The organism is Alphaproteobacteria bacterium, assembly GCA_039980135.1.
In the GTDB taxonomy this organism is placed as follows: Bacteria; Pseudomonadota; Alphaproteobacteria; order UBA6615; family UBA6615; genus UBA8079.
This window is the reverse complement of sequence record JBDXCV010000013.1, coordinates 234,570-261,287: the sequence shown is the minus strand read 5'-3', so window position 1 is coordinate 261,287 and position 26,718 is coordinate 234,570. Positions and strand designations below refer to the sequence as shown.

Below are 26,718 nucleotides of genomic sequence, written 5' to 3'. Positions count from 1 at the left end.
AAAATCATGCGGATGCCACGGCTCGCCGCCGCCATCTTGTTTGTTGCTGCCGCGGGTCTGACAGGCCCGTCGCTGGCGCAGGACGTCGCGAAGCCGCCGGCGCCGTCGATTGCAATCATCGACGTGGACAAGGTTATGCGGGAATCACTCGCCGTGCAGTCCGCGCGCTCCCAGATCGACGAGATTGCAGGTAACTTGCAGCAGCAGATTGCGACGGAAGAAGAAAAACTGCGTTCCGAGGAGCAGCAGCTTCAGCAGCAGCGCGCAATTCTGACGCCTGAAGTCTATACGGACCGTCGCCAGAGCCTGCAGGAACGCGCGGCCGAGTTGCAGCAGCGCGCCCGTTCGTTGCGCCAGACTTTGGACCGCGGCATGGCGCAGACGATGCAACGCATTCAACTCGTGCTGTTCGAGGAAGTCGGAAAGCTGTCGGAAGAGATCGGCGTCAATCTGGTGCTGCCCCGCTCCCAGATCGTGGTCGCCTTCGATTCGTTCGATATCAGCGAGCAGGCGCTCGCGCGCCTGAACGGCCGACTCTCCGAGATTGAGATGTCGCTCGATCGCAAGGACCCGGAAAAGCCGGCGGGCAACTGATCGCGACTGATGGCTGACTCGCGCTTTTTCGAGAATAAGGGCCCCATTTCGATTGCGGACCTCGCCGGAATTGCGGGTGCCACGCTGTCCGAGGGTGCAGATCCCGGCCTTATGATCGATGATGTGGCGGCGCTCGATGTTGCGGGGCCCGGGCAGATCAGTTTCCTGGACAACCGGAAGTATGTGTCGGCCTTCGAGGCCTCGAAGGCCGCCGCCTGCATTGTGTCGCCCGGGTTCGCGGACCGGGCGCCATCGGGTATGACGTTGCTGTTGAGTGAGACGCCCTATCGCGGATATGCGCGCATTGCGCATGCGTTCTACCCGGGAGCGTCCACTCAATCGGGCATTCATCCTGCTGCCTTCGTCGATGCGACCGCCGTGCTGGACAACGCCGTCTGCGTCGGCGCCAATGCGGTTGTCGAGGCGGGTGTGCGCCTCGGCGCCGGTGTGGTGATCGGAGCGGGTGCGGTCGTGGGCAGTGGTGTCACGGTGGGCGCCGGAACCATGATCGGCGTTGGCGCCAGCGTTTCCCATTGTGACATCGGCGCGTCATGCGAATTGCATCCCGGTGTCCGAATCGGGACCCGTGGATTCGGGTTCGATATGTCGGCCGAGGGGCACCTGAATGTGCCCCAGCTCGGCCGCGTCATTATCGGCGACGATGTCGAGATCGGTGCGAACTCGACAATCGACCGGGGCGCCGGTCCGGACACGGTCATCGGTGACGGTTGCAAGATTGATAATCTGGTGCAGATCGGGCACAACGTCCGCATGGGCAAGGGCTGTGTTGTCATCGCACAGGCCGGTGTTGCGGGCAGCACGACGCTTCAGGACTTCGTCATTCTCGCGGCGCAATCGGGGGTCGCCGGGCATTTGACAGTGGCGCCGGGAACGCAGCTTGCGGCGCGCAGCGGTATGATGCGGGACTCCGAACCCGGGGCAAAACTGGCGGGCAACCCCGCGATCCCGGCCAAGGAATATTTCCGCCAGATGGCCGTTCTCGCCAAGGTCACAAAGGACCGTGGACGCTAAACTTTGAACAAACTTGGCCGGTAGGCGGATATGGACACGAAACTCGATCACTCCCAAATGAACAAAAATGCCCGCGAGGCCGTCGATATCCTCGAGGTAATGGAGATGATTCCTCATCGCCAGCCTTTCCTCATGCTGGATCGGGTGGAAGATATCGTCATTCGCGAGAGCGCGACGGGCATCAAGAATGTGACGATCAACGAACAGTTTTTTCTCGGGCATTTCCCGACCCGTCCGGTGATGCCGGGAGTTCTGATCATCGAGGCAATGGCACAAACCGCCGCGGTGCTGGTGGTCGAAACCCTGGGCGAGGATGCGCTCGGCAAGCTCGTCTATTTCATGACCATCGATAGTGCGCGGTTCCGCAAACCCGTGGTGCCCGGCGATCAGCTGAAACTGTTCGTCACGGTGCAACGCAACCGCGGCAATGTATGGAAGTTCACCGGCGAGGGAAAAGTCGGTGACACTGTTGTCGCGCAGGCGACCTATTCCGCGATGATCATGGATTCCTAGATGAGCGATATTCACCCCACGGCGGTGATCGAGGACGGGGCAAAGCTCGGCGCCGATATACAGATCGGGCCTTACTGCGTCGTCGGCGGCGAGGTCGCGCTCGGGGACGGCGTGAAACTTCACAGTCATGTCGTCGTCGGCGGCCGGACGGATGTCGGACCGGAATCCGAGATCTATCCTTTCGCGTCGATCGGCCTCCCGCCGCAGGATCTGAAATTCTCCGGCGAGGATTCCGCGCTCCGGATCGGCGCTCGGGCCCGTATCCGGGAGCATGTCACCATGAACCCGGGGACATCCGGTGGCGGGCTGATCACGAGTGTCGGTGACGATTGCCTGTTCATGGTGGGCGCACATGTCGCCCATGACTGCGTTGTCGGCAATAATGTCATCCTGGCCAACAACGCGACGCTGGCGGGTCATGTTCATGTCGGTGATTTTGCGATTATCGGCGGGCTGGCGGCGATCCACCAGTTCGTGCGCATCGGTGCGCATGCCATGGTCGGCGGCATGTCGGGTGTCGAGCATGACCTGATCCCATATGGTTCGGCCATGGGCGAACGCGCACGCCTGCGCGGGCTGAACCTTGTCGGCCTGCAGCGCCGCGACTTCTCGCGTGACGATATTCACCATCTGCGTACCGCCTATCGCCTCCTGTTTGCGCAGGAAGGCACGATGCAGGAGCGCGTCGACGACGTCGTCGAGCTCTATGCCGAGAATGAGGGGGTGATGGAGATCGTCGACTTTGTGCGCGAACAATCCTCGCGCGCGGTCCTCCAGCCCAAATCCACGAATGGCGCCTAAGCTCGGCATTCTCGCCGGGGGCGGTCCCTTGCCGGGGCTTTTGATCGAGGCCTGCCGGGCGACGGGCAGGCCCGTCTTCGTTATCGCCTTCGAAGGCCAGGCCGACCCGGCGGTGATCGGCGATGCGCCGCATGCCTGGGTGCGTCTCGGGGCGGCGGATGATGCACTGGGCCGGCTGCGGGCGGAAGATGTTGAAGAGATCGTCATGGCGGGGCCGGTGCACCGGCCCTCGCTCAAGGAACTGCGCCCGGATCGCCGCGCGGCGCGCTTTCTGGCGCGCGGGCTGCTGAACAAGGGCGATAACGGCCTGCTCGGGGCGATCGTGCGCACCCTCGAGGAAGACGAGGGTTTCCGGGTCGTCGGTGCCGACAGCGTCCTGCAGGAAATGCGGGCGGCCGAGGGGGCATTCGGGACGATCATGCCCGATCCTGACAACCTGTCGGACATCGCCCACGGCGTTCGCGTTCTCGACGCGACGGGTCATCTCGATATCGGCCAGGCAGTCGTGGTGCAGCAGGGCATTGTTCTCGGGCTCGAGGCGGCGGAAGGCACCCATGGGCTGCTGGCACGGTGCGCAGGGTTACGTCGCGAGGGCCGTGGCGGCGTGCTGGTGAAATTACCGAAGCCGGGGCAGGAGATTCGCGCCGATATGCCCACAATCGGACCGGACACCGTGGCCGATGCTGTCGCGGCCGGATTGGCGGGTATCGCTGTCGGTGCGGGGAACACGCTCGTGCTCGACGAGGCCGGGTTGATTGTCGCCGCGGATGCCGCGGGCCTGTTCATCGTCGGGGTGCGGCCGGGTGATTACCTCGATGGCGACGCGGCGGGCGGATGACCGCTCCAGGCTCCAACGTTGCGCGGGCAGGCGGCTTGCATGTCTATGTTATTGCCGGGGAACCGTCCGGCGACGTCATCGGTGCCCGCCTGATCGAGGCGTTGGGTGCGGGCGCCGGTCCCGGTTTCAAGGTGTCGGGCATTGGCGGTCCCGAGATGGAGGCCGCCGGGCTCCAGAGCCTGTTTGGGTATGGTGAACTGGCGATCATGGGGCTCTTCGAGGTGCTGCCGAGTGTGCCCCGGCTGCTGCGCCGCATGCGACAGGTGGCGCAGGACATCGAACGGCTGAAACCGGATGTCATCGTGACGATTGATTCTCCGGGTTTCGTCTTCGGTGTGATCCGCCGCCTGCGAACGCGCGCATGCCCGCGGGTGCATTACGTGGCGCCGACAATCTGGGCCTGGCGGGCAGGCCGGGTGCGGAAGTTCCGCAAGCATTTCGATCATCTGCTGACGCTATTTCCGTTCGAGCCGCCGTTGTTCGATGCGGCCGGGATGGCGAGCACATTCGTTGGCCATCCCGTCGCGGAAGGTGATGTCGATTCCGGGGACGGCCCGGCGTTTCGCGCACGTCACGGTATTCCGGCGGACGCGACGATGCTGTGCGTGCTGCCGGGAAGCCGCGCGGGCGAGGTGTCGCGCCTGTTGCCGATCGCGCGCGAAACGCTTTTCCGGGTGATGCCGGACCATCCGAATTTGACCCTGGTGATTCCGGCGGCGGAGAACGTTCGCGCATTGATCGAAGCGCGTGTTGCGGCATGGCCATGGCCTGTCATGGTGGTCGATGGTGCCCGAGAACGCTACGACGCCTTTGCGGCGAGCGATCTGGCGCTGGCGACGTCAGGTACGGTGACCCTCGAGCTGTCTTGGGCGGCGGTCCCAACTGTCGTGATGTACCGTGTGCCGTGGCTGACGGGCGAGATCGCACGCCGGATGATCCGGGTCCGGTTCGCCTCGATCGTCAATATCGTGGCCGACCGGGAGGTGCTGCCGGAGTTCCTGCAGCCTCGTTGCCGGCCGGAACTGATTGCCGGCACCCTGGGCGATCTGCTTTCGGACCCGCAACGCCGCACAGAGATTGGTGCGGAGGCCCGGAAGATTTCCCGGGACATGGAGCCGGGCGGCGAGCTGCCAAGTGCACGCGCGGCCCAAGCGGTGCTCGACATTGTCGCGGCAGGTCACAACCGGTAAAACCGGACGACAGCAGAGTTCATGAAAATTGGGGGATGCCACCATGGCCGGAACCGACGCGTATCGACTTCTTCACACGATGATCCGGGTGAAGGACCAGGATAAATCGATTGACTTCTATACCCGCCATCTCGGGATGAAGGTGATCAGGCAGAAGGATTTCGAGGGTGGTCGCTTCACCAACACCTTCATCGGCTATGGCGACGAGAGCAGCGAGGCGGTGATCGAGCTGACCTATAACTGGGATCAGGACGAGCCCTATTCCCACGGCTCGGGCTTCGGCCATCTCGCGATCGGGGTGCCCGATATCTATGGGACCTGTGCGGCGCTGGAGGCCGAGGGCGTGAGTGTCCCGCGCAAGCCGGGTCCGATGAAGCATGGCACCACGGTGATTGCCTTCATCGAGGACCCCGACGGCTACAAGATCGAACTGATCGAGCAAGGATAGACCCATGAGCGACGCCAAGCGCACGATGCCCGAATTGATCGTCGACCCGAAGACTCTGACCGAGGAATCGGGCTCGCCGTATCCGTCACCCCATGACCAGCTGGTTGTGGGCCGACACCGTTCGCGGTTGTCCGCCGCGCTCGGCCTGTCTGCGTTCGGCGTGAACATCGTACGCATCGAACCGGGTGCCCAGTCGTCGGCGCGGCACTGGCATTCCGAACAGGATGAGTTCGTCTACATCCTCGAGGGTGAGGTGACGCTGATCACCGATGAGGGGGAGACCACGCTTTCGCCGGGCATGGCCGCCGGATTTCCCGCCGGTAACCCCAACGGGCACACCCTGGCCAACCGTTCGGATAGCGACGTGCTGGCGCTGGAAGTCGGTAACCGGCCGCGCGACGAGGACGTAACTTATCCCGACATCGACATGGCGAATGCCGTGCGCGACGGCAAGCCGAACTTTTTGCATAAGGACGGTTCGTCCTTCGACGATTAGGGCACAAACGCAAACGGCCCTCCGAAGGGAGGGCCGCCGCATGTTTCGAAATTTCCGTGACTAGCGCTTGTCGATCGGGACGTATTCGCGCTCGGTGGGGCCGGTAAAGAGCTGACGCGGTCGGCCAATGCGCTGGGCCGGGTCCTCGATCATTTCCTTCCACTGGGCGATCCAGCCGACGGTGCGCGCCAGGGCGAACAGCACGGTGAACATGCTGGTGGGGAAGCCGATCGCCTTGAAGATGGTGCCCGAATAGAAATCGACATTGGGGAACAGCTTGCGTTCGGCGAAATAATCGTCCTCCAGCGCAATCCGTTCGAGTTCCATCGCGAGTTCGAGCAGCGGGTCGTTCTCAACGCCCACTTCTGCCAGAACTTCATCGGCCGATGCCTTGAGGACACCCGCGCGCGGGTCGTAATTCTTGTAGACCCGATGCCCGAAGCCCATCAGGCGGAACGGATCGTCGGGGTTTTTCGCCCGCTCGAGGAATTCGGGGATGTTTTTCTTGTCGCCGATCTGCGCAAGCATCTCCAGCACGGCCTGGTTGGCGCCGCCATGGGCCGGTCCCCAGAGGGTCGCGATTCCCGAGGCGATGCAGGCAAAGGGGTTGGCGCCCGACGAGCCGGCGAGGCGGACCGTCGAGGTCGAAGCGTTCTGCTCGTGGTCGGCATGGAGGATGAAAATCTTGTCCATGGCGTTCACGATGGCCGGGCTCGGATTGTATTCCTCCGCCGGCACCGAAAACGTCATGTGCAGGAAGTTCTCGGCGTAGCTCATTTCGTTGTTGGGATAAACGAAGGGCTGGCCGACCGTGTATTTGTAGGCCCATGCGGCGATCGTCGGCATCTTCGCGATCAGCCGATGCGACGCGATCAGCCGCTGCTGGGGGTCATTGATGTCCGTGGAGTCGTGATAGAAGGCCGACATGGCACCGACGACGCCGATCAGCACGGCCATCGGATGGGCGTCGCGCCGGAAACCGCTGTACAGGTTGCGCAGCTGCTCGTGAATCATCGTGTGGTTGGTGATGGTCGTCTCGAACTCGGTCATCTCGGCCTTGTTCGGCAGTTCCTTGTGCAACAAGAGATAGCAGAGTTCGAGGAAGGAACTGTTCTCGGTCAGCGCCTCGATCGAGTAGCCGCCGTGACGCAGGATGCCTTCCTCGCCATCGATATATGTCAGTTCGGAATCGCAGCTCGCCGTCGAGGTATAGGATGGGTCATAGGTGAACATGTCCGTTTCGGCGTAAAGCTTGCGGACATCGATGACGCGCGGGCCTTCCGTGCCCTCTAGGATTGGCAGTTCGACAGTTTTGTCGCCGATGGTCAGGGTCGCGGTATCCACGACTTTCGCGTCACTCATATAACTCTCCACCAAAATTTCGCACGCGGCACGCCATTCGGCATATCCGGCGATCCAGACTTATGTTGCGCCGCACTCTAGTCGGCAGAGGCCCGTTCGGCAATATTGCAGAACGTACCGGTTCACGCCTTGAGGCCTAATTTGCGGCGATTTCGAGCCTCGCCAGGGTCTCCTCCCGGCCGAGCACCGCCATAACCTCGAAGATACTCGGCGAGACGTTGGTCCCGGTTAACGCGGCGCGCAGAGGCTGCGCCACCTTGCCGAGCTTCAGTTCCCGGGATTCCGCATATGCCCGCGCGATCCCGTCGAGTTCGTCTTCACCCCAGGATGTAGCCTTTTTGAGCAGTTCCGCAAGTTCGGCGAGGGTTTTGCGGGCGTCATCGTCTTTGAGGCTGTCGCGTGCCTTCTCGTTCATTTCGATCGGCGCATCGGTCAGATAAAGTTTTGATAATTCAAATAGTTCGAGGGTATTCTTGGCGCGTGACGCGAGTCCCGGCATGCCTGCGACAAGCCGTTTCTCGGCGTCGGGGGAAACAGTTATTCCAGCGGCGGCGGCATCCGCCAGCACGCCGCCCGCCAGCCGCGCGGGATCGGCGGATTTCATGTACTGGGCGTTCAGGTTGAGCAGCTTGTCCATGTCTAAGCGCGCGGGCGAGCGCCCGACGCTTTCCAGGTTGAACCACTCGACGGCCTGCGCGCGGGAAATTGTCTCCTCATCGCCATGGGACCAGCCGAGGCGCAGCAGGTAGTTGCACATGGCCTCGGGCAGAATGCCCATTTCCTCATAGGCCTCGACCCCCAGCGCCCCGTGGCGTTTGGAGAGTTTTGCCCCGTCGGCGCCGTGAATTAGCGGGATGTGGGCGAATTCCGGCACATCCCAGCCGCAGGCCTTGAATATCTGGAGCTGGCGAAACGCGTTATTCAGATGGTCATCGCCACGGATGGCGTGGGTCACACCCATATCATGATCGTCGACGACGACGGCGAGCATATAGGTGGGTGTGCCGTCCGAGCGCAAGATGATGAGATCATCCAGATTGCCGTTGGCCTGGGTCACGTCCCCCTGCACCAGGTCGGCGATGGTGGTCTCGCCTTCAAGCGGCATCTTGATGCGGATAACGGGCGCGATGCCCTCGGGCGCCTCGGCGGGGTCGCGGTCGCGCCAACGGCCGTCATAAATTCGCGTGCCGCCCCCTGAACTCTTGGCATTTTCCCGCATTTGCGCGAGTTCTTCGGGTGTGCAGAAGCATTTGTAGGCCTTGCCGTCGGCGACCAGCTGGTTGGCGACTTCGCGGTGGCGGTCCGCATTCTCGGACTGATATGTCTCCTCGTCCCATTTGAGGTCCAGCCAGCTCAGCCCATGCAGGATTGCCTGAATGGCCTCGTCCGTGGAGCGCTTGCGGTCCGTATCCTCGACCCGCAGCAGGAACCGGCCCCCGTGATGTTTGGCGTAGAGATAGTTGAACAGGGCCGTGCGCGCGCCGCCGATGTGCAGAAATCCGGTGGGCGAGGGGGCGAAGCGGGTGACAACGGACATGCGGTCGGCTCAGTCGGGGGCGGGGAGGACTGGCGTTCGTATGGCTGTGCGGGGCCCGCGCGTCAAGATGGGGATCGCGCGTGGACAGCGAACCCCGCTTGACGGGAGGCCGCCGGCAGGGGGACGCTGGGGGCTGAAACCATGCCGCACACCATGACATCCGCCGCGCTCCTGCGCTCGTCGTCCGTCCTGCGTGATGGCCTCATGGTGGCCTTTCTCGCCGAGCGGGAGCGCTGGGTATTGTGGCTGCCGGTCGCGCTCGGGATCGGGATTGCGGTCTATTTCGCGCTCCCGCGCGAACCGGCCTGGTTCCTCGGGCCGGCGCTCTCGGCGGCGACGCTTGCGGGTTTGATTGTGTTCAGTCGCGTGACATCCACGCGGATCGTGCTGGTCGCGGTGCTGTTTGCCGCCGTCGGTTTCTCGGCGGCACAGTGGCGTACCGCAAGCGTGGCGGCGCCGGTGCTCGCGGAAGCGCAGATCAACGCCATTGTTGCGGGCCGCGTGGTGAACGTGGAGCCGGCGACCCGCGGACCGCGCGTGGTGCTGGACCAGGTAAGCTTCGCAGGCGTTGAGACAATCGCGCCCGAGCGTTTGCGCCTGCGCCTCCGGGCAACGGACGGGGCCGTTCGGCCGGGCGATCGACTGCGTGTGCGCGCAAGGCTGTCGCCGCCGCCCGACGCCTCTTACCCCGGCGGCTATGACTTCTCCCGGGTAGCCTGGTTTCGCGGCATCGGCGCGGTCGGGTTTGCGCTTGGCCCGGCGGACATCGCGCCCGCAGTGCACGATGACGGCGTCGTCGGGCGGTTCAGGTCGTTGATCGAGCGCGCGCGCGTGGGAATCGCGACGCGGATCTCCGGCGGCATCGGCGGGCCCGCCGGCGGGGTGGCGGCCGCACTCGCGACCGGCCAGCGCGGGGAAATCCCCGAGAATGTGCGCGACGACATGCGCGATTCCGGGCTCGCGCATCTGCTGGCGATCTCCGGCCTGCACCTCGGCCTGGTGGCCGGCTTCGTGTTCGCGTTGGTGCGCGGCGGATTTGCGCTGTGGTCCCGCGCGGCACTGGGCTGGCCCCTCAAGAAGATCGCCGCCGTGACCGCGCTGGCTGCCGCGGGGGTGTATCTGATGCTCGCCGGGGCGACGATCCCGACCCAGCGCGCCTTCGTGATGACGGCCATCGTCCTCGTGGCGATCCTGGTCAATCGCACGGGCATCTCCCTGCGCCTGGTGGCCTGGGCCGCCTTGATAATCCTGCTGCTGCGCCCGGAGGCCTTGCTGAGCGTCAGCTTCCAGATGTCGTTCGCCGCCGTCATCGCCCTTGTGGCGGCGTATGAGGGCTTCGCCGGACGTTTCCGGAGCGCGGCGGCCGCGAGCCCGTGGACGCGGCGCATATTCATGTATTTCCTGGCCATCGCGTTCAGTTCGCTGATCGCCAGCCTCGCGACCGCGCCCTTCGCGGTGTTCCACTTCAACCGTTTCGCCCCGATGGGGCTGGCCGCAAACCTGCTGGCGGTGCCGATCACCGCGTTATGGGTCATGCCGCTGGAAGTGCTGGCGTTGCTGCTCATGCCGCTGGGCCTCGAAGGGGTCATCCTCCCGGCGCTCGGCTGGGGCGTGGAAATCGTGCTCTGGATTGCGCGCACGGTCGCGTCCTGGCCCGGTGCGGCGGTGACCGTGGCCGAACCGACCATCGCCGGGATGATCCTCGCGGCGTTTGGTGGCTTATGGCTGTGTTTATGGCGCCGCGGGTGGCGGTATGCGGGCATTCCCCTGATCGTCGCCGGCCTGGCGACCGCGGGTGGTGACGAACGACCGGATATTCTGGTGTCCGCGAATGCGAACCTTATCGCGGTCCGGACCGCCACCGGCGACGCGCATATTTCGAACCCCCAGGCGTCGCCGTTCGTGCGGGATATCTGGCAGCGACGCCTGGGTGTCGCGCGGTTTACGCCGTTCAGGGCAGGCGGCCTGACGTGCGACGACGTGGGTTGCACCGGCGACATGGGTGGGTATGCGTTGGCGGTCGTCGAAGATGCGCGCGGATTCGAGGAGGAATGCCGCCGGGCCGATATCCTGATTTCGAGTGAGCCGATTCCGCGGAGTTGCCGGGGGCCGAAGGGGCCTGCGGTGACCATCGGGCGCTTCGATGTCTGGCGGTCCGGCGCTCACGCCATTTGGTTGTCCGAGGCCAATCGACCGGTCACGGTCTGGCGGGCACGCGAACGGAACCCGGGCCGGCCCTGGATGCGTCCGACCCAGTTACCGAACCCGATTGTGAAAGATTAGTACTGGCGGAGGAGCCCGACGAGTTCGCCCTGCACTGCGACCTGGTCCGGGCCGAAGATACGCGTCTCGTAGGCCGGGTTGGCGGCTTCGAGTGCCACCGAATTGTTGCGTCGGCGCAGGCGTTTCAGGGTGACTTCCTGGCCGTCGACCAGCGCCACCACGATGGAGCCGTTGTCGGCGGTGTCGGTGCGCCGGATGAGGACCGTGTCGCCATCGAGAATACCGGCATCGATCATCGAATCGCCTTCGACCTCGAGACAGTAATGGTTGCCGCGCCCGAGCATGGACGGGGGCACGCTGATATGGCGCGTCGGGTCGCGCAGGGCCTCGATGGGCGTGCCCGCAGCGATCTTGCCCAGGAACGGCAATTCGATCTCCGCCGCGCCGGAGCTGTCACCCGACGATACCGGGCCGGTCATCTCCGAGGGGGCGATGGCGGGAGATGTCTCGCTATCCCGGCCGCCCTCGATGACCTGGGGTGAGAAGGCCGCTGCCTGCTGACCGTCCGTGGCACCGACACCCGTCTCGTCGGGCAGGCGCAGCACTTCGAGTGCGCGGGCGCGGTGGGCGAGGCGGCGGATGAAGCCGCGTTCCTCCAGCCCGGTGATCAGCCGGTGAATGCCCGATTTGGACTTGAGCCCGAGGGCGTCCTTCATCTCGTCGAAGGAGGGTGCAACGCCGGTCGCGTTGAGCCGTTCGTTAATGAAGGTGAGAAGCTGGTGCTGCTTGCGCGTCAACATATTGTCAGGGCCCCCAGTAAGCCGGTCCGGTCTCGGACATTTCCTAAAGTGCGGCAGTACCACAATATACGGAACAAACCGCAAACATCGACGCATGTTCTAGTGATGTTCTTTTGACTCGTCAACCGCGCTTGTCCCTTTGGGGTATGCGGGGACTAAATCCGGGCGTTCCCGTCCCCCAGCCGCACAAATTCAACCTTGGCGCCGGCCTTGGCCGCCGGGGCGTGGGGCGGGCGGACGATGAGGCAGTCGGATGCGGCCAGGCGTGAGAACATGGAGCTGTCCTGCCTGGGGAAGGGCGCGGCCACCAGCGCGTCGCCGTCGCGGGTCAGCGTGGCGCGGAGATAGTCCTCGCGCCGATCGTTCTCGCCCAGATCGACGCCCAGTGTGGCGGTCTCGAAGACCGGTTCGGTCTCATCCGTGCCGAGCATCTTCGCCAGGGCGGGCTTCAGGAACAGCACACCGCAGACGGTCGATGAGACCGGGTTGCCCGGGAAGCCGAGCATGGGCACATCGCCCAGCCGGCCGAACATCAATGGTTTTCCCGGGCGCATGGCGATTTGCCAGAAATCCAGCTCCAGCCCGATATCCTGCAAGGCATCCTGCACCAGATCATGCTCGCCGACCGACGCGCCGCCGGTGGTGACCAGCATGTCGGCGCCGCGCGCGCCCTCGGCCAGTGCGCTGATCGCGGCCCGGTCGTCGGGTGCGATGCCGAGGGTGACAGGCTCGCCGCCGGCGGCACGGATGAGCCCTTCGAGTGCGAACGTGTTGGAACTGACGATGCCCGTGGCACCGCGTTCCTCGCCGGGCAGGAAGATTTCATCCCCGGTCGCCAGCAACGCGACCTGGGGTCTGCGCCGGACCTGCAGCCAGGGGTGGTTCATGGCGGCGGCCAGTCCGATGTCACGGGCGGTGAGGATCGTCCCGGCCTTGAGCAGCACGTCGCCTTTCGCGAAGTCGAGTCCGGCCTTGCGCACGTAACGTCCGGCGGCGGCGCTTTCCTTCACGGTGACTTTGTCACCATTTCGGTCCGTGTCCTCCTGGATGACGATGGCGTCGGCCCCGTCGGGGACGGGGGCGCCGGTGAAGATGCGGACCGCTTGGCCCTTGCCGACCGTGCCGTCATGGAGGCCGCCGGCCGGGACCGCGCCGACCACGGTGAGTTCCACCGGCACTTCGGCGATGTCTTCGGCGCGCACGGCGTAACCGTCCATCGCTGAGACCGCCAATGGCGGCTGGGTCACGCGTGCCGCCAAGTCGTCGGCCAGCACCCGGCCGTGACCCTCGGTCAGCGCGACCTGTTCGGACGCCATGGTCGGCAGATCTGCGAGGATTCGGTGGCGCGCCTCGGCGACGGGCATGAGGGTCTGGGTCACTGGTCCGACACCCCGTCCATAGTGATGGCCGTAAAACCGCGATGGGGCCGGATGGCGATGCGCCAGAAGACCAACCCGGCGATGACGCCATATAGAAACGTGCCCAGGGACAGCACGAGGGTGGAGGCCAAGTCGTCGAGGTCGGGCACGCCGCCCGACAGCATGGTGACGTCGATGATCTTCCAGAAGATCAGGATCATCAGCGCGTTGCGGATGTAGCGGGCGGCCCGTAATTCACCAAGTTTCAGCAGGCTCAGGGACGACGGCACGGCGATCAGCAGCATGGTGCCGGCGACGATCAGATAGAATTGCAGGAACCCGTTGGGCATGTAGAGGGTGCCCGGCGCGAGATTGAAGAATCCCATCACGGTACGCGCCCATTCGACCGCGACCACGACCGCCGGCGCGGCGAACGCGGCGACGATCAGAAGGACAAGGGTGAGCGTCTTGCTCATTTCGCCTCGTAGGTGCCCGACTTGCCGCCGGCCTTGTGGATCAGGCGGACATCGGTGATTTCGGTGCCCCGGTCGACCGCCTTGACCATATCGTAGACGGTGAGTGCGGCGACGGTTGCCGCCGTCAGCGCCTCCATCTCGACGCCGGTCTTGCCGTCGACACGCACGGTCGCCTCGATGACCACGGCGTTGGCCCCGTCGTCGATGGACAGTTCCACATCGGCCTTGTTGATCAGCAGGGGGTGGCAGAGCGGGATCAGCTCGGAGGTCTTCTTCGCACCCATGATGCCCGCCAGCCGCGCGACGGAGAGCACATCGCCCTTCTTGACCGCGCCGTCGCGGATCAGCGCGATGGTCCCGGGCTGCATGATCACCCGGCAACCGGCGGTCGCCGTGCGGCGGGTGACGTCCTTGTCGGAGACATCGACCATGCGGGCGTTCCCGTCCGCATCTATGTGGGTGAGCTTGTCGCCTTCATCAGCCATGTCAGGCGCTTTCCTGCAGGGTTTCGCCCGGCGCCAGCAGACCGCGCACCGCGCCGGTAATGTCGTCCTGGCGCATCAGGGATTCTCCGATGAGAAAACACCGCGCGCCGACTTGGGACATACGCACCAGATCATCGGGTGTGAACAGCCCGCTCTCGCAGACCAGCACCCGGTCGGACGGCACCCGCGGGGCGAGTTCTTCAGTGGTCGCGATGTCTACCTTGAGGGTCTTGAGATTGCGGTTGTTGATGCCGATCAGATCGCCGTCGACTGCAAGCGCCCGGTCGAGCTCCTCGGCATTGTGCACCTCGACCAGCACGTCCATGCCCCAGTCATGGGCGGCGGCGGCGAGTTCGGCGGCCTGGATGTCTTCCAGTCCGGCCATGATCAGCAGGATGCAGTCCGCGCCCAGCGCGCGTGCCTCGACCACCTGATAGGTGTCGAGCATGAAATCCTTGCGGATGGCCGGCAGGGAGACGGCGGCCCGTGCGGCGACCAGATCTTCGTCGCGTCCCTGGAAATAGGGCGTGTCGGTCAGCACCGACATGCAGGTCGCCCCGCCGGCCTCGTAGGCCCGGGCGATCGCGGGCGGATCGAAGTCTTCGCGGATCAGACCCTTGCTCGGGCTGGCCTTCTTGATCTCTGCGATCAGGCCGAAGCGCCCGGCCGCGGCGCGCTCGGCGAGGCGGCGCGCGAAGCCGCGCGTCTCGCCTGCGTTGCGGGCGCGTTCTTCCAGCGTGGCCAGCGACGTTTTGGCCTTGCAGGCGGCGATATGTTCGCGCTTGTCATGGTTGATCTTCGTCAGGACGTCGCTTGTATCAGCCGGCATCTCACGCGCCCCGGTTGGTGATCTCGACGAGGCGGGCAAGACAATCACGCGCCGCGCCGGAATCAATGGCCTCGCGGGCAATCTTCGCACCACCCAGCAGGTCATCGGCTTTGTCGGCGATCATCAGCGAGCCGGCGGCGGTCAGGATGACGGCGTTGCGGTAGGCGCTCGCCTTGCCGTCGAGCAACTCGTGGACGGCGGCGGCGTTGTAGGCGGCATCGCCCCCCTTGATGTCTGCCAGGGTGCCGCGGGGCAGATCGGCGTCTTCCGGGTTCACCTCATAGGTCGTGACCTTGCCGTCCCTGAGTTCGGATACGCGTGAGGGCCCCGTGGTGGTCAACTCGTCCGTGCCGTCGGAACCGTGAACCACCCATGCGCGTTCCAGGCCCAGATTGCCCAGCACATGGGCCATGGGTTCGGTCCACTGGGGTGCGAACACGCCGGTCATCTGGCGTTTGACCAGGGACGGGTTCGACAGGGGCCCGAGGATGTTGAAGATGGTGCGGGTGCCCAGTTCGACGCGCGGCCCGGCGACGTTGCGCATGGCGCTGTGATGGCGCGGCGCCATCAGGAATCCGAGATTGTTTTCCCAGATGGATTCCCGGACCAGCTCGAAATCCGCATCGATGTTTATGCCCAGCTCGGTCAGCACGTCCGCCGCACCGGTCTTGGAACTCAGTGCCCGGTTGCCGTGCTTGGCGACGGGCACGCCGCAGCCGGCCACGACGATCGCGGAGGCGGTGGAAATGTTGAGGGTGCCGGTGCCGTCGCCGCCGGTCCCGACGATGTCCATCGCGCCTTCGGGCGCGTCGATGATGTGGGCCTTGGCCCGCATGGTGCGTGCGGCACCGGTGATCTCGCCGATGGTCTCGCCACGCAGGCGCAGCGCCATCAGGAAGGCACCGATCTGGGCCGGGGTGGCGTTACCGGACATGATGATGTCGAAGGCCATCTCGGCCTCGTCCTCGCCCAGGGTGCCGCCGTCCGCGACGCGGCCGAGAAGCGGTTTCAGATCGTCCATATCAGAGGTCATAGCGCCATCATCTCTCCGGCGCGCGTGTCGTCGCCATAGGCTTCCACCGGCTGGCCGGTCGCGAGTTCAACAAAATTGGCCAGCAGATCATGACCGGCTTCGGTCGCGATGCTCTCCGGGTGGAATTGCACGCCATGGATCGGCAAGTCCTTGTGGCTCAGGCCCATGATGACCTCGTCGCCGGTGTGGGCCGTGATTTCGAAGCAATCCGGAACGGAGGCGCGGTCGACGCAAAGCGAATGATAGCGGGTCGCCTCGACCGGGTTCGGCAGGCCGCGGAACAGGCTCTGGCCGTCATGGCGCACCCGATCGACCTTCCCGTGCATGGGTTCGGGGGCGCGGACGATCTTGCCACCGAAGGCCTGACCGATGGTCTGATGTCCCAGACATACGCCCAGCACCGGCATACGCGCTTCTGCCGCCTTCGCGACCAGCTTGAGGCAGATGCCCGCATGGTCGGGATCGGACGGCCCCGGCGAAATCACGATTGCCTCGGGCGCGAGCGCGAGGGCTTCGTCGGGCGTCAGGGTGTCGTTGCGCCGGACATCGCAAGTTACCCCCAGCTCGCCCAGGAAATGGACGAGGTTGTAGGTAAAGCTGTCATAGTTGTCGATTAACAGAAACATCTCAACGGGTTGTCCGGCGTTCTTGCGTTGGGTCCGACGACGTTGCTGGCGCCTTGTCGCGGGGCGGAGACTTATAACAGCGTTGTCCGGGGCGGCAAAGCAGAGTGGATGCCCCGGGTGATCGCGATTATCGAGTTCGCGCGCGAATCTGTCATAAGCGTGCCCCAATTGCCTGTCCTTCTGGCGGGCCGACGAGGAAACGAGACGCCACGCCATGGCCAAACGGGCCCGCAACGCCAAACCCAAGCCGCGCAAGACGGCCGGAAAGAAGACGCGACGACGGGCCAAGACGGGCCAGTCCCGTCTCGTGGGGCTGGTGTGGGTGACGGCGGGTGCGCTGACGGTCGCGGTCCTGTCGCTGGCAGCGATCCTGATGTTCGGGCCGGGTGCGCGCGATACCCCGCCGTCGCGCGTGGCAACCACGCAGGTGCCGGCCCAGCCCCCGGCCGCCGTAAAACCGCCGCCGCAGATCGCCGCTGTTCCGCCAGAAGTCCCTTCACAGGCGCCGCCTCCGGCACCGGCGCCCGAAAAGTCATGGCGGCAGCATGCCGTATCCGTATCGGTCGCGCCGGGCCAGCCGATGATCGCGGTCGTGATCGACGATATGGGGCTCGACCGGGCGCGCTCCGAGCGGACCATCGCTCTGCCCGCGCCGCTGACCCTGGCCTACCTGGCCTATGCGGATAACCTCGACAGGCAAACGGACGCGGCGCGCGGGGCCGGGCATGAATTGCTGGTGCATGTCCCGATGGAGCCCGGGCCCGGCGCGGATCCCGGTCCCCACGCGCTGTTGACCGGCCTCGCGCCGGCGGAGTTCGACCGCCGGGTCGACTGGAACCTGTCCCAGTTCACGCGGTTCGTCGGGATCAACAATCATATGGGCAGCAAGGCCACATCGCACCGGCCCTCGATGACCGCCGTCATGACGAAACTCCGGGACCGGGGACTGCTGTTTCTGGACAGCCGCACGTCGGGCGCGACCGTGGCCTATGCGGAAGCCGAACGGCAGGGGGTACCCGCGCTGCAACGCGACGTATTCCTCGACCACGATCCGTCGCCGATCGCGGTGCGGGCCGCCCTGGACCAGGTCGAGGCGGTCGCGCGCCGCCAGGGGCATGCCATCGCCATCGGCCATCCCCGGGACGCGACGATCGACGCCCTGGCCGAATGGCTGCCGGATGTCCGCGCGCGGGGTTTCGCGCTGGTGCCGGTCAGCGTGGTCGCGTTGCGTCTGGCCAAGGGGAAGCAGCGGGCGGCCAACTAGCCGCCGACACCGGATGCTAGTTCACGAAGCGGTGGGCCTGTTCGGCCGCGCGGATGAGCGCGCGGGCCTTGTTCTGGCTTTCCTGATACTCGGCTTCGGGGTCCGAATCCGCCACCACGCCGCCGCCCGCCTGGACATACATTGTGCCGTCCTTGATCAGCGCGGTGCGCAAGGTGATGCAGGTATCCATGCTGCCGTCGGCCGCGAAATAGCCGACCGCGCCCGCATAGAAACTCCGGCGCTCGTCTTCGAGTTCGTCGATGATCTCCATCGCCCGGATTTTCGGCGCGCCGGACACGGTGCCGGCCGGGAAACCCGCGGCCAGAGCCTCGACCGCCCGGGTGCCCGGTTTCACCTTGCCCTGCACGTTGGAGACGATGTGCATGACATGGCTGTAGCGCTCGATTTTGAATTCTTCCGTGACTTCCACCGTACCGATCTCGGACACGCGACCCACATCGTTGCGACCGAGGTCGAGCAACATCAGATGTTCGGCCTGTTCCTTGGGGTCGGCGAGCAGTTCCTCGGCGAGCGCGGCATCGGCATCGGGCGTGGCGCCGCGCGGCCGGGTGCCGGCGATGGGTCGGACCGTGACCGTGTCGTCGCGCAGGCGGACGAGGATTTCCGGGCTCGACCCGACGAGGGAGAAGCCGCCGATTTTCAGCACGAACAGGAACGGCGAGGGGTTGAGCCTACGCAGCGAGCGGTACAGCGCCGTGGGCGGCAGATCGAAGGGGAAGCTGAACCGCTGGGACGGGACGACCTGGAAGATGTCGCCGGCGCGGACATACTCTTTCGCCGCCTCGACCATGGCGTGATACTCGCCCTGGGTCCGGTTCGACACAGGGGTGATCTCGATCTCGGAGCCCTCGGGTACGCTGGCGATGCGGGGCACGCCGCGGTCGAAATCCTCGACGGCCGCATCGAGCCGGGCGCAGGCGCCGGCATAGGCGCGGTCGCAATCGACCGCCGGGTCGGGCCAGACCGGCGTGACCAGGGTGACCTTGTCCGCGACATTGTCGAACACGGCGATCATGGTCGGCCGGAAGAATACCGAATCCGGGATGTCGATCGAATCCGGGTTGTCGTCGGGCAGGCGCTCCATGAGGCGGACCGCATCATAGGCAAAATAGCCGAACAGGCCGGCCGCCATGGGCGGGAGTTCCGGCGGCAGGTCGATCCGGCATTCGTCGACCAGTGCCGAGAGCAGGTCCAGGCTGCGGCCCGCCATCGGTTCGAACGCGTCGGGTGCGGTACGGGCGTTGCGGTTGATCTCCGCATTCTCGCCGGTGCAGCGCCAGATCAGGTCCGGGGCGAAGGCCAGGATCGAGTAGCGGCCGCGGACCGCACCGCCCTCGACCGACTCCAGCAGGATCGAATGCGTCTCGTCATCCGCGAGCTTGAGCAGCGCCGAGACCGGAGTCTCGAGATCCGCCACCAGTTCCGTCCAGACAAGCTGGGGCTCGCCGTTGGCGTAGCGCGCGGCGAAGGATTCGCTATCGGTGGCGGTTTGCAGGGTCACGGGCGCGGCTACCGGGGGATCATTGCGGCTGGAAGGCGTCTTCGAGCGCATTCCGGTCGATGTTGACCCCGATCTCGTCCTGCAGGGCGATCGACAACTGGGTCACCAGGTCGTTGGCAATTTGTCCGGTCAGCACGGCGGACATCTCCGCGCGCGCCGGGTCGGTCATGTCGGCAGGCTCGATGTCGATGAGCTTGGCCACCGCCGCGCCGCTGGACAGGCTTTGCGCGACGACGTCGCCGCGGTTGGCCTCGAACACCGACGCGATCAGTTCCGTGGAGATCGTCGAGCCATCGCCGGTGCGGTCGAAGGCGGGCGTGCGCTCGAACCGGGCGTCGAATTCGCCGGCCAGGGTCTCGAGGCTCTCGCCGCCGCGGGCCCGGTCGGCAATCTTCTCGGCGGTTTCCTCGGCGAGCGCGGCGATGCGATCGGCCTTCCAGGCCGTGATCACCTGGGCGCGAACCTCATCGATGGACGGAATGCGCGGGGCGACGATCTCATCGAGGCGGACGACGGCAAACCCGCCGTCGCGGCCCTCGATCGTCTCGGCGATGCCGGGGGCCTCGATGGCGAACAGGCGCTGGACCAGTTCGGCGGATACCGCGCCGTCCGGATCGGCCTGCTCTGTCCGCAGCTGGCCGGTCCGCGCGACGCCGTCGATGCGGGTCATGGTCAGGTTGCTGTCGCGCGCGACTTCCTCGAGAGACGCGCCACCGGCGAGCCCGTCCTCGACGTCGTTGAGGACGTCGAAAATGCCGTCCCGGGCTTCGTCCAGCGCGAGTTCGTTGCGCAGTGCCTCGCGGACCTCTTCGAACGGAATTGTGCGGCCCGGCCGGATGTTGCGCACACGCACGAGATGCCAGCCCAGATCGCTCTCGACCGGGGCGCTGATCACGTTGGCTGTCAGACCGAAGGCGGCGTCGGCCAGTTCGGCGACCGGCACATCGGTGGCGCTGACGCTGCCCAGGTCGACCGGTGGCAGGCCGGAGACCTCTTCGGCGGCCTGTTCGAAGGTCTTGCCGTCCTCGATCAGGGTCGCGGCGCGCTGGGCATCCTCGCGCGACAGGAAGGTCGCCTGCGAGACATCACGGATTTCGGCCTGGAAGAACTCGTTGCCCCGTACCGCATATTCCTCGCGCAGGTCTTCCTCAGGAATGACGATTTCACGCGCCAGAGTTTCCGCGTCCATGCTGGCGATCGCCGCGACCCGGAATTCGGGGGTCTCGAACGCGGCCTTGTTATCTTCGTAGAAACCGAGCAGTTGGGCGGAGTCCGGATCGCCGACCTGCGTGTCCGCGCGCGGCGGCACGATGACGAGTTCGGCGACCCGCCGTTCGCCGCGGCGCTTGAAGATCGCGTCCGTCAACGGTGCCGGCGCGGCGACAGCATTCCGGATAGTGTCGATATACTGGGTGCGCAGGAGATCAAGGCGCACCTGATTGACGAAGTCGGCCTCCGTCTGGTTGTTGTGCAGCAGGTAGCGTTCGAACTGGGCACGTTCGAAGCGCCCGCTCTGTCCCTGGAACTGGGGCAGGGCGCGGATCGCCGTCGCGGCGGCATCGAGGGACGTGGTCACCCCCAATTGCTGGGCGGCCTGGTCGAACAGGGTCCGGGTCACGAGCTGGGCGATGGCCTGGTCGAGGAGACCGGCCTGAATGGCCGTCTGGGTGTCGAGCTGACGGCCGGTGAACTGGGACGCCCGCTGGATCTGGTCGTTGAACTCGCGGCCGACTTCGTGAACCGTGAAGTTTGTATCGCCGACCTCGACGACCGAAGAGGCACCGGATGTCCCGCCGCCATGACCGCCGCCGCCCCCGAAGTCGGTCCCGAAGAACAGAACGAATGTCAGGGCGAGCGCCCCCAGGATGACCTTCATCACCCAGCTTTTTGAGCTTTGTCTGAGAGCTTCGAGCATTTTGTTTTCACCAGTTGGTTCGGGACCGCAGCCCGGCTGCGGGCGGCGCATGATAGTGATCGCGATGCGCCGTCTCAAGCGCCGTGCGGGACCTTTCGCAAGGGGCCGGTTGGCGGCGCGTTCACGGCTATGCTAGAGCAGCATCTGGCCGATGTAGTGGCCTGCTAACGCAATGAAAAGCAACATTTTGGTGAAGATATGGCCGCGCCGAAGAAACTGATCGCCGGAAACTGGAAAATGAACATGCTGGCGTCGGACGGCGTCCAGCTGGCGCGCGATATCAGCGCCGGTGCGGGCGGCGTCACCTGCGATCTGCTGGTATGCCCGCCCGCGACGATCCTGCAACCTGTCGCGGCGGCCCTGGCCGACACCGCCGTCGCGGCCGGCGGACAAGATTGTCACGAGGCCGAAAACGGCGCCTACACCGGCGATGTATCAGCCTTGATGGTCGCCGATGCGGGGGCGAGCCATGTGATCCTCGGTCATTCCGAACGCCGGCATGGCCTGGACGAGAGCGATGCCCGGGTCCGCGCCAAGACGCTTGCCGCGCATGGGGCGGGGTTGATTGCCATTGTTTGCATCGGCGAGACCGAGGCGGAGCGGGATGCCGGGCAGACGCTTGAAGTATTGACGGCACAACTGGCCGGCTCGCTGCCCGACACCGGCGTGACCGGCACCAACACCGTGGTCGCATACGAGCCTGTGTGGGCGATCGGGACGGGCCGGACGCCGACCCTGGAAGAGGTGGCAGCCGCACATGACCACATCCGCGCGACCCTGGAAGCGGCCCTGGAGGGCGAAGCGGCGTCCATTCGCCTGCTCTATGGCGGCTCCATGAAACCCGGGAACGCCGCGACGCTTCTCGCCGTGGAAAACGTCGATGGCGGGCTGATCGGCGGTGCCAGTCTGAACGCCGAAAGCTTCCTGACGATCGCCGCCGCCGCCGCGGCGTAGTCTTTTGACAGGATTGGGACTGGAATTGCGGCGCACAACCGACTAAATACCCGCCAAGCAGTTGCGGTGCGGCGATCCGTCGGCACCGCGCATACAAGAATCGGCCGAGACTATGGAAACCATCATACTGGTCATTCACATGCTGATCGGCGTGGCGCTGGTCGGCGTCGTGCTGATGCAGAAGTCCGAAGGCGGCCTGGGCGGCCTTGGCGGCGGTGGCGGCGGCGGCGGTGCCAGCGGCGGCATGGGCGGCTTGCTGGGCAATCGCCAGACGGCCAATTTGCTGACCCGCTCCACCGGCCTGTTGGCGCTGGCCTTCATGGTCACCAGCATCGGCCTGGCTATTCTCGCCAACGACAGCGGCAGCACCGGTTCGATCATCAACGAAGCCCCGCCGGCACATAGTGACGAGATGGCGCCGGCTGAGCCGACAACCCCATCGGTTCCGACGTCCGAGTAGATGGCGCGGCGTCCCGAGTCGAATTCCGAAGGCGGCTTTCAAGCCGCCTTTTTCTCTGCCAAATGCCGGTATCTCAACAGCTTGACGACTGTGGATGAATCCCCTTTGGCGGGCCGCGATCAATTGAGTACAAGGTAACAATGGCGACACGGTTCATTTTCATCACGGGTGGTGTCGTTTCCTCTCTGGGTAAGGGGCTTGCGTCGGCGGCTCTGGGTGCGCTCCTTCAGGCGCGCGGTTACAGCGTGCGTGTGCGCAAACTGGATCCTTACCTGAACGTCGATCCGGGTACGATGAGCCCCTTCGAGCACGGCGAGGTCTACGTCACCGACGACGGGGCCGAGACCGATCTCGATCTCGGGCATTATGAACGGTTCACGGGAGTGGCGGCGACCCAGTCCGACAACGTCACGACGGGGCGAATCTATTCCGACGTGCTCGGCCGGGAGCGACGTGGCGACTATCTGGGCGGCACGGTGCAGGTCATTCCCCACGTCACCGACGCGATCAAGAAATTCGTCACCGCCGACCTGCATGGCGAGGACTTCGTGATCTGTGAAATCGGCGGGACGGTCGGCGATATCGAAAGCCTGCCGTTTCTCGAAGCCATCCGCCAGCTCGGCAACGAACTGGGCGCCGAGCGGGCGATGTTCGTGCACCTGACCCTGGTGCCGTATCTGTCTGCGTCGGGCGAACTCAAGACCAAGCCGACCCAGCATTCGGTGATGGAACTGCAGCGCGTCGGTATCCGGCCGCATGTGCTCCTGTGCCGTTGTGACCGCCCGATTCCGGATGGTGAACGCAACAAGATCGCGCTGTTCTGCAACATTCGCCCGGAAGCCGTCGTGCCGGCACTCGATATCGATACGATCTATCAGGTGCCGATCGAGTATCACGACGAAGGTTTCGACATCCAGGTCCTCAACCACTTCAGGATCGATGCCGGTGTGCAGCCGAACCTGGATACTTGGCGCGAGATCGTCGGCCGCATTCGCGTGCCCGACGGCGAGGTCAACATCGCGGTCGTGGGCAAATACACGGATCTTCCCGACGCCTACAAGTCGCTTTCGGAGGCTCTGGTGCATGGCGGGATCGCAAACCATGCGCGGGTCAATCTCGACTGGATCGCCTCGGAACTGTTCGACACCGAGGACACGGTCGAGCATTTGAACGGGGTGCACGGAATTCTGGTTCCCGGCGGGTTCGGCGAACGCGGCGCGGAAGGCAAGATCCAGGCGGTTCAATTCGCGCGCGAACACAACGTGCCGTATTTCGGCATCTGTTTCGGCATGCAGATGGCGGTCATCGAGGCGGCGCGGAATCTGGCCGGTCTTCCCGGTGCCGGATCGACCGAGTTCGGACCCTGCGTCGATCCGGTGGTCGGCCTGATGACCGAGTGGCAACGTGGCGGCGAGACCGAACAACGGGCCGCGGGTGACAATATGGGCGGCACCATGCGGCTTGGCGCCTATCCGGCCAACCTGGGCGAGCGCACGCATATCGCGGAAATCTATGGCCTGAACGAGATCGCGGAACGCCATCGCCATCGCTACGAGGTCAACATCAATTATCGGGCAGCACTGGAGAAATCCGGTATGATCTTTTCCGGTACGTCGCCTGACGGCCTGTTGCCCGAGACAATCGAACTCGTGGATCACCCCTGGTTCATCGGCGTGCAGTTTCACCCGGAATTGAAATCCAAGCCGTTCGACCCGCATCCACTGTTCAAATCCTTCGTGGCGGCGGCCCTCGACCAGTCCCGGCTGGTTTGAGCGATGACTGTTTTGCGGCATGTGCGGGTCGGTGATCTCACCCTCGGCGGTGATCTGCCCCTGACCCTCATCGCCGGTCCCTGCCAGCTGGAATCGCGCGCGCACGGGCTGGAAATGAGTGCCGCGCTCAAGGAAATGGCGGCCCAGCTCGGGATCGGCCTGATCTACAAGACCAGCTTCGACAAGGCGAACCGGACGTCGATCAAGACAGCACGCGGCCTCGGAATCGACAAAAGTCTGCCGATCATGGCCGAAATCCGCGAAACGACGGGCCTGCCGATCCTGACCGATGTGCACGACCCGGGGCATTGCGCGCAGGTCGCGGAAGTCGCGGATGTGCTGCAAATCCCCGCCTTTCTGTGCCGCCAGACGGACCTGGTGGTGGCGGCGGCCGAGACCGGTCGCGCGCTGCACATCAAGAAAGGCCAGTTTCTCGCTCCCTGGGACATGAAAAACGTCGTCACAAAGGCCTTCGAGGCCGGCAACGAGAATGTTCTGGTTTGCGAGCGTGGCGCCAGCTTTGGCTACAACACCCTGGTGGCCGACATGCGCTCGCTGCCGATCATGGCCGCCCAGACCGGCTGTCCGGTGATTTTCGACGCGACCCATTCGGTGCAGCAGCCGGGCGGGCAGGGCGCCTCCAGCGGTGGCCAGCGTGAATTCGCCCCGGTGCTGGCGCGCGCGGCCGTGGCCATCGGTGTCGCCGGGGTGTTCCTCGAGACCCATGAGGACCCCGACAACGCGCCCAGCGACGGCCCGAACATGATCCATTTGAAGGATCTTCCGGGGATTGTTGAAACGCTGTTCGACATCGACCGTATCGCCAAGGCGAACCCGGTTTCGATTACCTGACCCAACCTGCAAGCAAACGGAAATAACGATGAGCGCCATCGTCAATATTATCGGCCGCGAGATTCTCGACAGCCGCGGTAATCCCACCGTTGAGGTGGATGTCATGCTTGAGAGCGGGGCCTTCGGCCGCGCCGGCGTACCGTCAGGTGCCTCTACGGGAGCCCACGAGGCCGTGGAGCGGCGTGACGGCGATCCGGCCCGCTACGGCGGCAAGGGTGTTCTGGGAGCCGTCGAGGCGGTCAATACGGAATTGTTCGAGGCGCTGTCGGGACTCGACGCCGACGAGCAGGAACATATCGATCAGCTGATGCGTGATCTGGACGGCACGGAGAACAAGGGGCGGCTCGGGGCCAACGCGATCCTCGGCGTTTCCCTGGCGGTGGCCAAGGCGGCGGCCGAAGACGCCGGACTGCCGCTCTTTCGTTATGTCGGCGGCAGCCATGCCCGAACCCTTCCGGTGCCGATGATGAACATCGTCAATGGCGGGGCCCATGCCGACAATCCGATCGATATTCAGGAATTCATGATCATGCCTGTCGGTGCCGACAATATGGCCGATGCGATACGGATTGGTTCCGAGATATTTCAAACACTTAAGAAGCAACTCTCAGAAGCAGGACACGGTACCAATGTAGGCGACGAGGGCGGATTCGCACCGAACCTGAAGAGTGCGGATGAAGCCCTTGGGTTTATTTGCAAATCTATCGAGGTTGCCGGCTACAAACCAGGCGACGACGTGGTGCTGGCGCTGGACTCGGCTTCGACCGAATTCCATGCGGACGGAAAGTATGATCTGGCCGGTGAAGATAAGGTCCTCGAGTCCGGTGCCATGGTCGAATATCTGGCCGACCTGTGCGCGCGCTATCCGATCACGTCCATCGAGGACGGCATGGCGGAAGACGACTGGGACGGTTGGGTCGCATTGACGGCAGCCATCGGCGACAGGGTCCAGCTGGTCGGGGATGATCTTTTCGTCACCAACCCGGTGCGCCTGCGCGACGGGATTGCAAAGGGGGCCGCGAATTCAATTCTGATCAAGGTCAACCAGATTGGCACACTCTCCGAGACCCTCGATGCGGTCGAGACCGCCCACAAGGCGTCCTATACGTCCGTGATGTCTCATCGCTCCGGCGAGACGGAAGACGCGACCATCGCCGATCTTGCCGTCGCCACGAATTGCGGGCAGATCAAGACGGGTTCCCTGAGCCGTTCGGACAGGCTGGCCAAGTATAACCAGCTGATCCGGATTGAAGAGGCGTTGGGCCCGGCCGCGAGCTATGCCGGACGTTCGATTCTGCGGTAGGGGCCGGACTGCTCCATATTCTCGCTCGCTCCGAT

26 protein-coding genes are annotated in these 26,718 nt (G+C 64.8%); 15 read left to right on the top strand and 11 right to left on the bottom strand.

All coding sequences use genetic code 11. The features are described 5' to 3' along the window. Nucleotides 1–6 precede the first annotated feature (6 nt). From ABJ363_17120 to ABJ363_17085, 8 genes are read left to right on the top strand one after another with little or no spacing between them, the layout of a single operon-like run. Complete coding sequence (locus tag ABJ363_17120; GenBank protein ID MEP4380711.1) at nt 7–594, top strand: OmpH family outer membrane protein; 588 nt, start codon at nt 7–9, stop codon at nt 592–594. 9 nt (nt 595–603) lie between these two features. Then, entirely contained in the window at nt 604–1,626 is a 1,023-nt protein-coding gene (gene lpxD, locus ABJ363_17115) for a UDP-3-O-(3-hydroxymyristoyl)glucosamine N-acyltransferase (GenBank protein ID MEP4380710.1), read from the top strand. A gap of 57 nt (nt 1,627–1,683) precedes the next feature. Then, nucleotides 1,684–2,139, top strand: coding sequence for a 3-hydroxyacyl-ACP dehydratase FabZ (fabZ, locus tag ABJ363_17110; GenBank protein ID MEP4380709.1), 456 nt, complete (start codon nt 1,684–1,686; stop codon nt 2,137–2,139). Next, a complete protein-coding gene (lpxA, locus tag ABJ363_17105; protein ID MEP4380708.1) occupies nt 2,140–2,940 on the top strand; it encodes an acyl-ACP--UDP-N-acetylglucosamine O-acyltransferase in 801 nt (266 codons plus the stop codon). It abuts the gene before it with no gap. Then, nucleotides 2,930–3,778, top strand: a complete 849-nt coding sequence (lpxI, locus tag ABJ363_17100; protein ID MEP4380707.1) for a UDP-2,3-diacylglucosamine diphosphatase LpxI — start codon at nt 2,930–2,932, stop codon at nt 3,776–3,778. Before lpxA ends, lpxI begins: the two co-directional genes overlap by 11 nt. Beyond that, the gene (lpxB, locus tag ABJ363_17095) at nt 3,775–4,968 is read left to right on the top strand and encodes a lipid-A-disaccharide synthase (GenBank protein ID MEP4380706.1); all 1,194 of its coding nucleotides are present in this window, start codon (nt 3,775–3,777) and stop codon (nt 4,966–4,968) included. Before lpxI ends, lpxB begins: the two co-directional genes overlap by 4 nt. Nucleotides 4,969–5,011: 43 nt before the next feature. Further along, nucleotides 5,012–5,416 carry a lactoylglutathione lyase gene (gene gloA / locus ABJ363_17090; protein ID MEP4380705.1) on the top strand — a complete coding sequence of 135 codons (405 nt, stop codon included), beginning with the start codon at nt 5,012–5,014 and terminating at the stop codon, nt 5,414–5,416. Nucleotides 5,417–5,420: 4 nt separating this feature from the next. Beyond that, nucleotides 5,421–5,912 (top strand): cupin domain-containing protein, encoded by a 492-nt coding sequence (locus ABJ363_17085; GenBank protein ID MEP4380704.1) that lies wholly within the window; start codon nt 5,421–5,423, stop codon nt 5,910–5,912. Between the two features lie 60 nt (nt 5,913–5,972). Here ABJ363_17085 and ABJ363_17080 read toward each other — a convergent pair whose 3' ends face one another. Both ABJ363_17080 and gltX read right to left on the bottom strand, forming a co-directional pair. Further along, complete coding sequence (locus ABJ363_17080) at nt 5,973–7,274, bottom strand: citrate synthase (protein ID MEP4380703.1); 1,302 nt, start codon at nt 7,272–7,274, stop codon at nt 5,973–5,975. A 136-nt stretch (nt 7,275–7,410) separates the two neighbouring features. Then, nucleotides 7,411–8,811, bottom strand: a complete 1,401-nt coding sequence (gltX, locus tag ABJ363_17075; protein MEP4380702.1) for a glutamate--tRNA ligase — start codon at nt 8,809–8,811, stop codon at nt 7,411–7,413. Nucleotides 8,812–8,952: 141 nt separating this feature from the next. Between gltX and ABJ363_17070 the strand changes: the two genes are divergently transcribed. Further along, nucleotides 8,953–11,094 carry a ComEC/Rec2 family competence protein gene (locus ABJ363_17070; GenBank protein MEP4380701.1) on the top strand — a complete coding sequence of 714 codons (2,142 nt, stop codon included), beginning with the start codon at nt 8,953–8,955 and terminating at the stop codon, nt 11,092–11,094. Here ABJ363_17070 and lexA read toward each other — a convergent pair. From lexA to ABJ363_17035, 7 genes are all read right to left on the bottom strand, one after another. Continuing rightward, a complete protein-coding gene (gene lexA, locus ABJ363_17065; protein MEP4380700.1) occupies nt 11,091–11,834 on the bottom strand; it encodes a transcriptional repressor LexA in 744 nt (247 codons plus the stop codon). The two genes, ABJ363_17070 and lexA, sit on opposite strands and share 4 nt — an antisense overlap. Nucleotides 11,835–11,989: 155 nt before the next feature. Then, nucleotides 11,990–13,198 (bottom strand): gephyrin-like molybdotransferase Glp, encoded by a 1,209-nt coding sequence (gene glp, locus ABJ363_17060; GenBank protein ID MEP4380699.1) that lies wholly within the window; start codon nt 13,196–13,198, stop codon nt 11,990–11,992. 11 nt (nt 13,199–13,209) lie between these two features. After that, complete coding sequence (locus ABJ363_17055; protein MEP4380698.1) at nt 13,210–13,668, bottom strand: hypothetical protein; 459 nt, start codon at nt 13,666–13,668, stop codon at nt 13,210–13,212. Further along, nucleotides 13,665–14,153: a cyclic pyranopterin monophosphate synthase MoaC gene (gene moaC / locus ABJ363_17050; GenBank protein ID MEP4380697.1), complete on the bottom strand. Its 489-nt coding sequence runs from the start codon at nt 14,151–14,153 to the stop codon at nt 13,665–13,667. The genes ABJ363_17055 and moaC overlap by 4 nt, the downstream gene beginning before the upstream one ends. Before the next feature lies 1 nt (nt 14,154). Further along, complete coding sequence (trpC, locus tag ABJ363_17045) at nt 14,155–14,982, bottom strand: indole-3-glycerol phosphate synthase TrpC (GenBank protein MEP4380696.1); 828 nt, start codon at nt 14,980–14,982, stop codon at nt 14,155–14,157. Nucleotide 14,983: 1 nt separating this feature from the next. Next, nucleotides 14,984–16,015, bottom strand: coding sequence for an anthranilate phosphoribosyltransferase (gene trpD, locus ABJ363_17040; protein ID MEP4380695.1), 1,032 nt, complete (start codon nt 16,013–16,015; stop codon nt 14,984–14,986). Next, complete coding sequence (locus ABJ363_17035; protein ID MEP4380694.1) at nt 16,012–16,641, bottom strand: aminodeoxychorismate/anthranilate synthase component II; 630 nt, start codon at nt 16,639–16,641, stop codon at nt 16,012–16,014. The genes trpD and ABJ363_17035 overlap by 4 nt, the downstream gene beginning before the upstream one ends. Before the next feature lie 214 nt (nt 16,642–16,855). On the opposite strand from ABJ363_17035, the gene ABJ363_17030 reads away from it, so the two are divergent. Beyond that, nucleotides 16,856–17,905: a divergent polysaccharide deacetylase family protein gene (locus ABJ363_17030; protein ID MEP4380693.1), complete on the top strand. Its 1,050-nt coding sequence runs from the start codon at nt 16,856–16,858 to the stop codon at nt 17,903–17,905. 16 nt (nt 17,906–17,921) lie between these two features. On the opposite strand, the gene trpE is transcribed toward ABJ363_17030, so the two are convergent. Together trpE and ABJ363_17020 are read right to left on the bottom strand one after the other, a co-directional pair. After that, nucleotides 17,922–19,421 (bottom strand): anthranilate synthase component I, encoded by a 1,500-nt coding sequence (gene trpE, locus ABJ363_17025; protein ID MEP4380692.1) that lies wholly within the window; start codon nt 19,419–19,421, stop codon nt 17,922–17,924. Between the two features lie 25 nt (nt 19,422–19,446). Next, nucleotides 19,447–21,342 (bottom strand): SurA N-terminal domain-containing protein, encoded by a 1,896-nt coding sequence (locus ABJ363_17020; GenBank protein ID MEP4380691.1) that lies wholly within the window; start codon nt 21,340–21,342, stop codon nt 19,447–19,449. A gap of 198 nt (nt 21,343–21,540) precedes the next feature. Here ABJ363_17020 and tpiA point away from each other — a divergent pair, with 198 nt between their 5' ends. The 5 genes from tpiA (at nt 21,541) to eno (ending at nt 26,683) form a co-directional block, all read left to right on the top strand. Beyond that, a complete protein-coding gene (gene tpiA, locus ABJ363_17015) occupies nt 21,541–22,296 on the top strand; it encodes a triose-phosphate isomerase (protein ID MEP4380690.1) in 756 nt (251 codons plus the stop codon). Nucleotides 22,297–22,408: 112 nt separating this feature from the next. Further along, nucleotides 22,409–22,756 (top strand): preprotein translocase subunit SecG, encoded by a 348-nt coding sequence (gene secG / locus ABJ363_17010; protein MEP4380689.1) that lies wholly within the window; start codon nt 22,409–22,411, stop codon nt 22,754–22,756. Nucleotides 22,757–22,896: 140 nt separating this feature from the next. Next, the gene (locus ABJ363_17005; GenBank protein ID MEP4380688.1) at nt 22,897–24,528 is read left to right on the top strand and encodes a CTP synthase; all 1,632 of its coding nucleotides are present in this window, start codon (nt 22,897–22,899) and stop codon (nt 24,526–24,528) included. A 3-nt stretch (nt 24,529–24,531) separates the two neighbouring features. Beyond that, nucleotides 24,532–25,380, top strand: a complete 849-nt coding sequence (gene kdsA, locus ABJ363_17000; protein ID MEP4380687.1) for a 3-deoxy-8-phosphooctulonate synthase — start codon at nt 24,532–24,534, stop codon at nt 25,378–25,380. Nucleotides 25,381–25,408: 28 nt separating this feature from the next. Beyond that, nucleotides 25,409–26,683, top strand: coding sequence for a phosphopyruvate hydratase (eno, locus tag ABJ363_16995; protein MEP4380686.1), 1,275 nt, complete (start codon nt 25,409–25,411; stop codon nt 26,681–26,683). Nucleotides 26,684–26,718: the final 35 nt, after the last annotated feature.

Excerpts from the sequence above, each read along its gene's own strand:
- ABJ363_17120 (MEP4380711.1), top strand. The coding sequence starts at position 7 with ATGCGGATGCCACGGCTCGCCGCCGCCATCTTGTTTGTTGCTGCCGCG.
- lpxD (MEP4380710.1), top strand. The coding sequence starts at position 604 with ATGGCTGACTCGCGCTTTTTCGAGAATAAGGGCCCCATTTCGATTGCG.
- fabZ (MEP4380709.1), top strand. The coding sequence starts at position 1,684 with ATGAACAAAAATGCCCGCGAGGCCGTCGATATCCTCGAGGTAATGGAG.
- lpxA (MEP4380708.1), top strand. The coding sequence starts at position 2,140 with ATGAGCGATATTCACCCCACGGCGGTGATCGAGGACGGGGCAAAGCTC.
- lpxI (MEP4380707.1), top strand. The coding sequence starts at position 2,930 with ATGGCGCCTAAGCTCGGCATTCTCGCCGGGGGCGGTCCCTTGCCGGGG.
- lpxB (MEP4380706.1), top strand. The coding sequence starts at position 3,775 with ATGACCGCTCCAGGCTCCAACGTTGCGCGGGCAGGCGGCTTGCATGTC.
- gloA (MEP4380705.1), top strand. The coding sequence starts at position 5,012 with ATGGCCGGAACCGACGCGTATCGACTTCTTCACACGATGATCCGGGTG.
- ABJ363_17085 (MEP4380704.1), top strand. The coding sequence starts at position 5,421 with ATGAGCGACGCCAAGCGCACGATGCCCGAATTGATCGTCGACCCGAAG.
- ABJ363_17080 (MEP4380703.1), bottom strand. The coding sequence starts at position 7,274 with ATGAGTGACGCGAAAGTCGTGGATACCGCGACCCTGACCATCGGCGAC.
- gltX (MEP4380702.1), bottom strand. The coding sequence starts at position 8,811 with ATGTCCGTTGTCACCCGCTTCGCCCCCTCGCCCACCGGATTTCTGCAC.
- ABJ363_17070 (MEP4380701.1), top strand. The coding sequence starts at position 8,953 with ATGCCGCACACCATGACATCCGCCGCGCTCCTGCGCTCGTCGTCCGTC.
- lexA (MEP4380700.1), bottom strand. The coding sequence starts at position 11,834 with ATGTTGACGCGCAAGCAGCACCAGCTTCTCACCTTCATTAACGAACGG.
- glp (MEP4380699.1), bottom strand. The coding sequence starts at position 13,198 with ATGCCCGTCGCCGAGGCGCGCCACCGAATCCTCGCAGATCTGCCGACC.
- ABJ363_17055 (MEP4380698.1), bottom strand. The coding sequence starts at position 13,668 with ATGAGCAAGACGCTCACCCTTGTCCTTCTGATCGTCGCCGCGTTCGCC.
- moaC (MEP4380697.1), bottom strand. The coding sequence starts at position 14,153 with ATGGCTGATGAAGGCGACAAGCTCACCCACATAGATGCGGACGGGAAC.
- trpC (MEP4380696.1), bottom strand. The coding sequence starts at position 14,982 with ATGCCGGCTGATACAAGCGACGTCCTGACGAAGATCAACCATGACAAG.
- trpD (MEP4380695.1), bottom strand. The coding sequence starts at position 16,015 with ATGACCTCTGATATGGACGATCTGAAACCGCTTCTCGGCCGCGTCGCG.
- ABJ363_17035 (MEP4380694.1), bottom strand. The coding sequence starts at position 16,641 with ATGTTTCTGTTAATCGACAACTATGACAGCTTTACCTACAACCTCGTC.
- ABJ363_17030 (MEP4380693.1), top strand. The coding sequence starts at position 16,856 with ATGGCCAAACGGGCCCGCAACGCCAAACCCAAGCCGCGCAAGACGGCC.
- ABJ363_17020 (MEP4380691.1), bottom strand. The coding sequence starts at position 21,342 with ATGCTCGAAGCTCTCAGACAAAGCTCAAAAAGCTGGGTGATGAAGGTC.
- tpiA (MEP4380690.1), top strand. The coding sequence starts at position 21,541 with ATGGCCGCGCCGAAGAAACTGATCGCCGGAAACTGGAAAATGAACATG.
- secG (MEP4380689.1), top strand. The coding sequence starts at position 22,409 with ATGGAAACCATCATACTGGTCATTCACATGCTGATCGGCGTGGCGCTG.
- ABJ363_17005 (MEP4380688.1), top strand. The coding sequence starts at position 22,897 with ATGGCGACACGGTTCATTTTCATCACGGGTGGTGTCGTTTCCTCTCTG.
- kdsA (MEP4380687.1), top strand. The coding sequence starts at position 24,532 with ATGACTGTTTTGCGGCATGTGCGGGTCGGTGATCTCACCCTCGGCGGT.
- eno (MEP4380686.1), top strand. The coding sequence starts at position 25,409 with ATGAGCGCCATCGTCAATATTATCGGCCGCGAGATTCTCGACAGCCGC.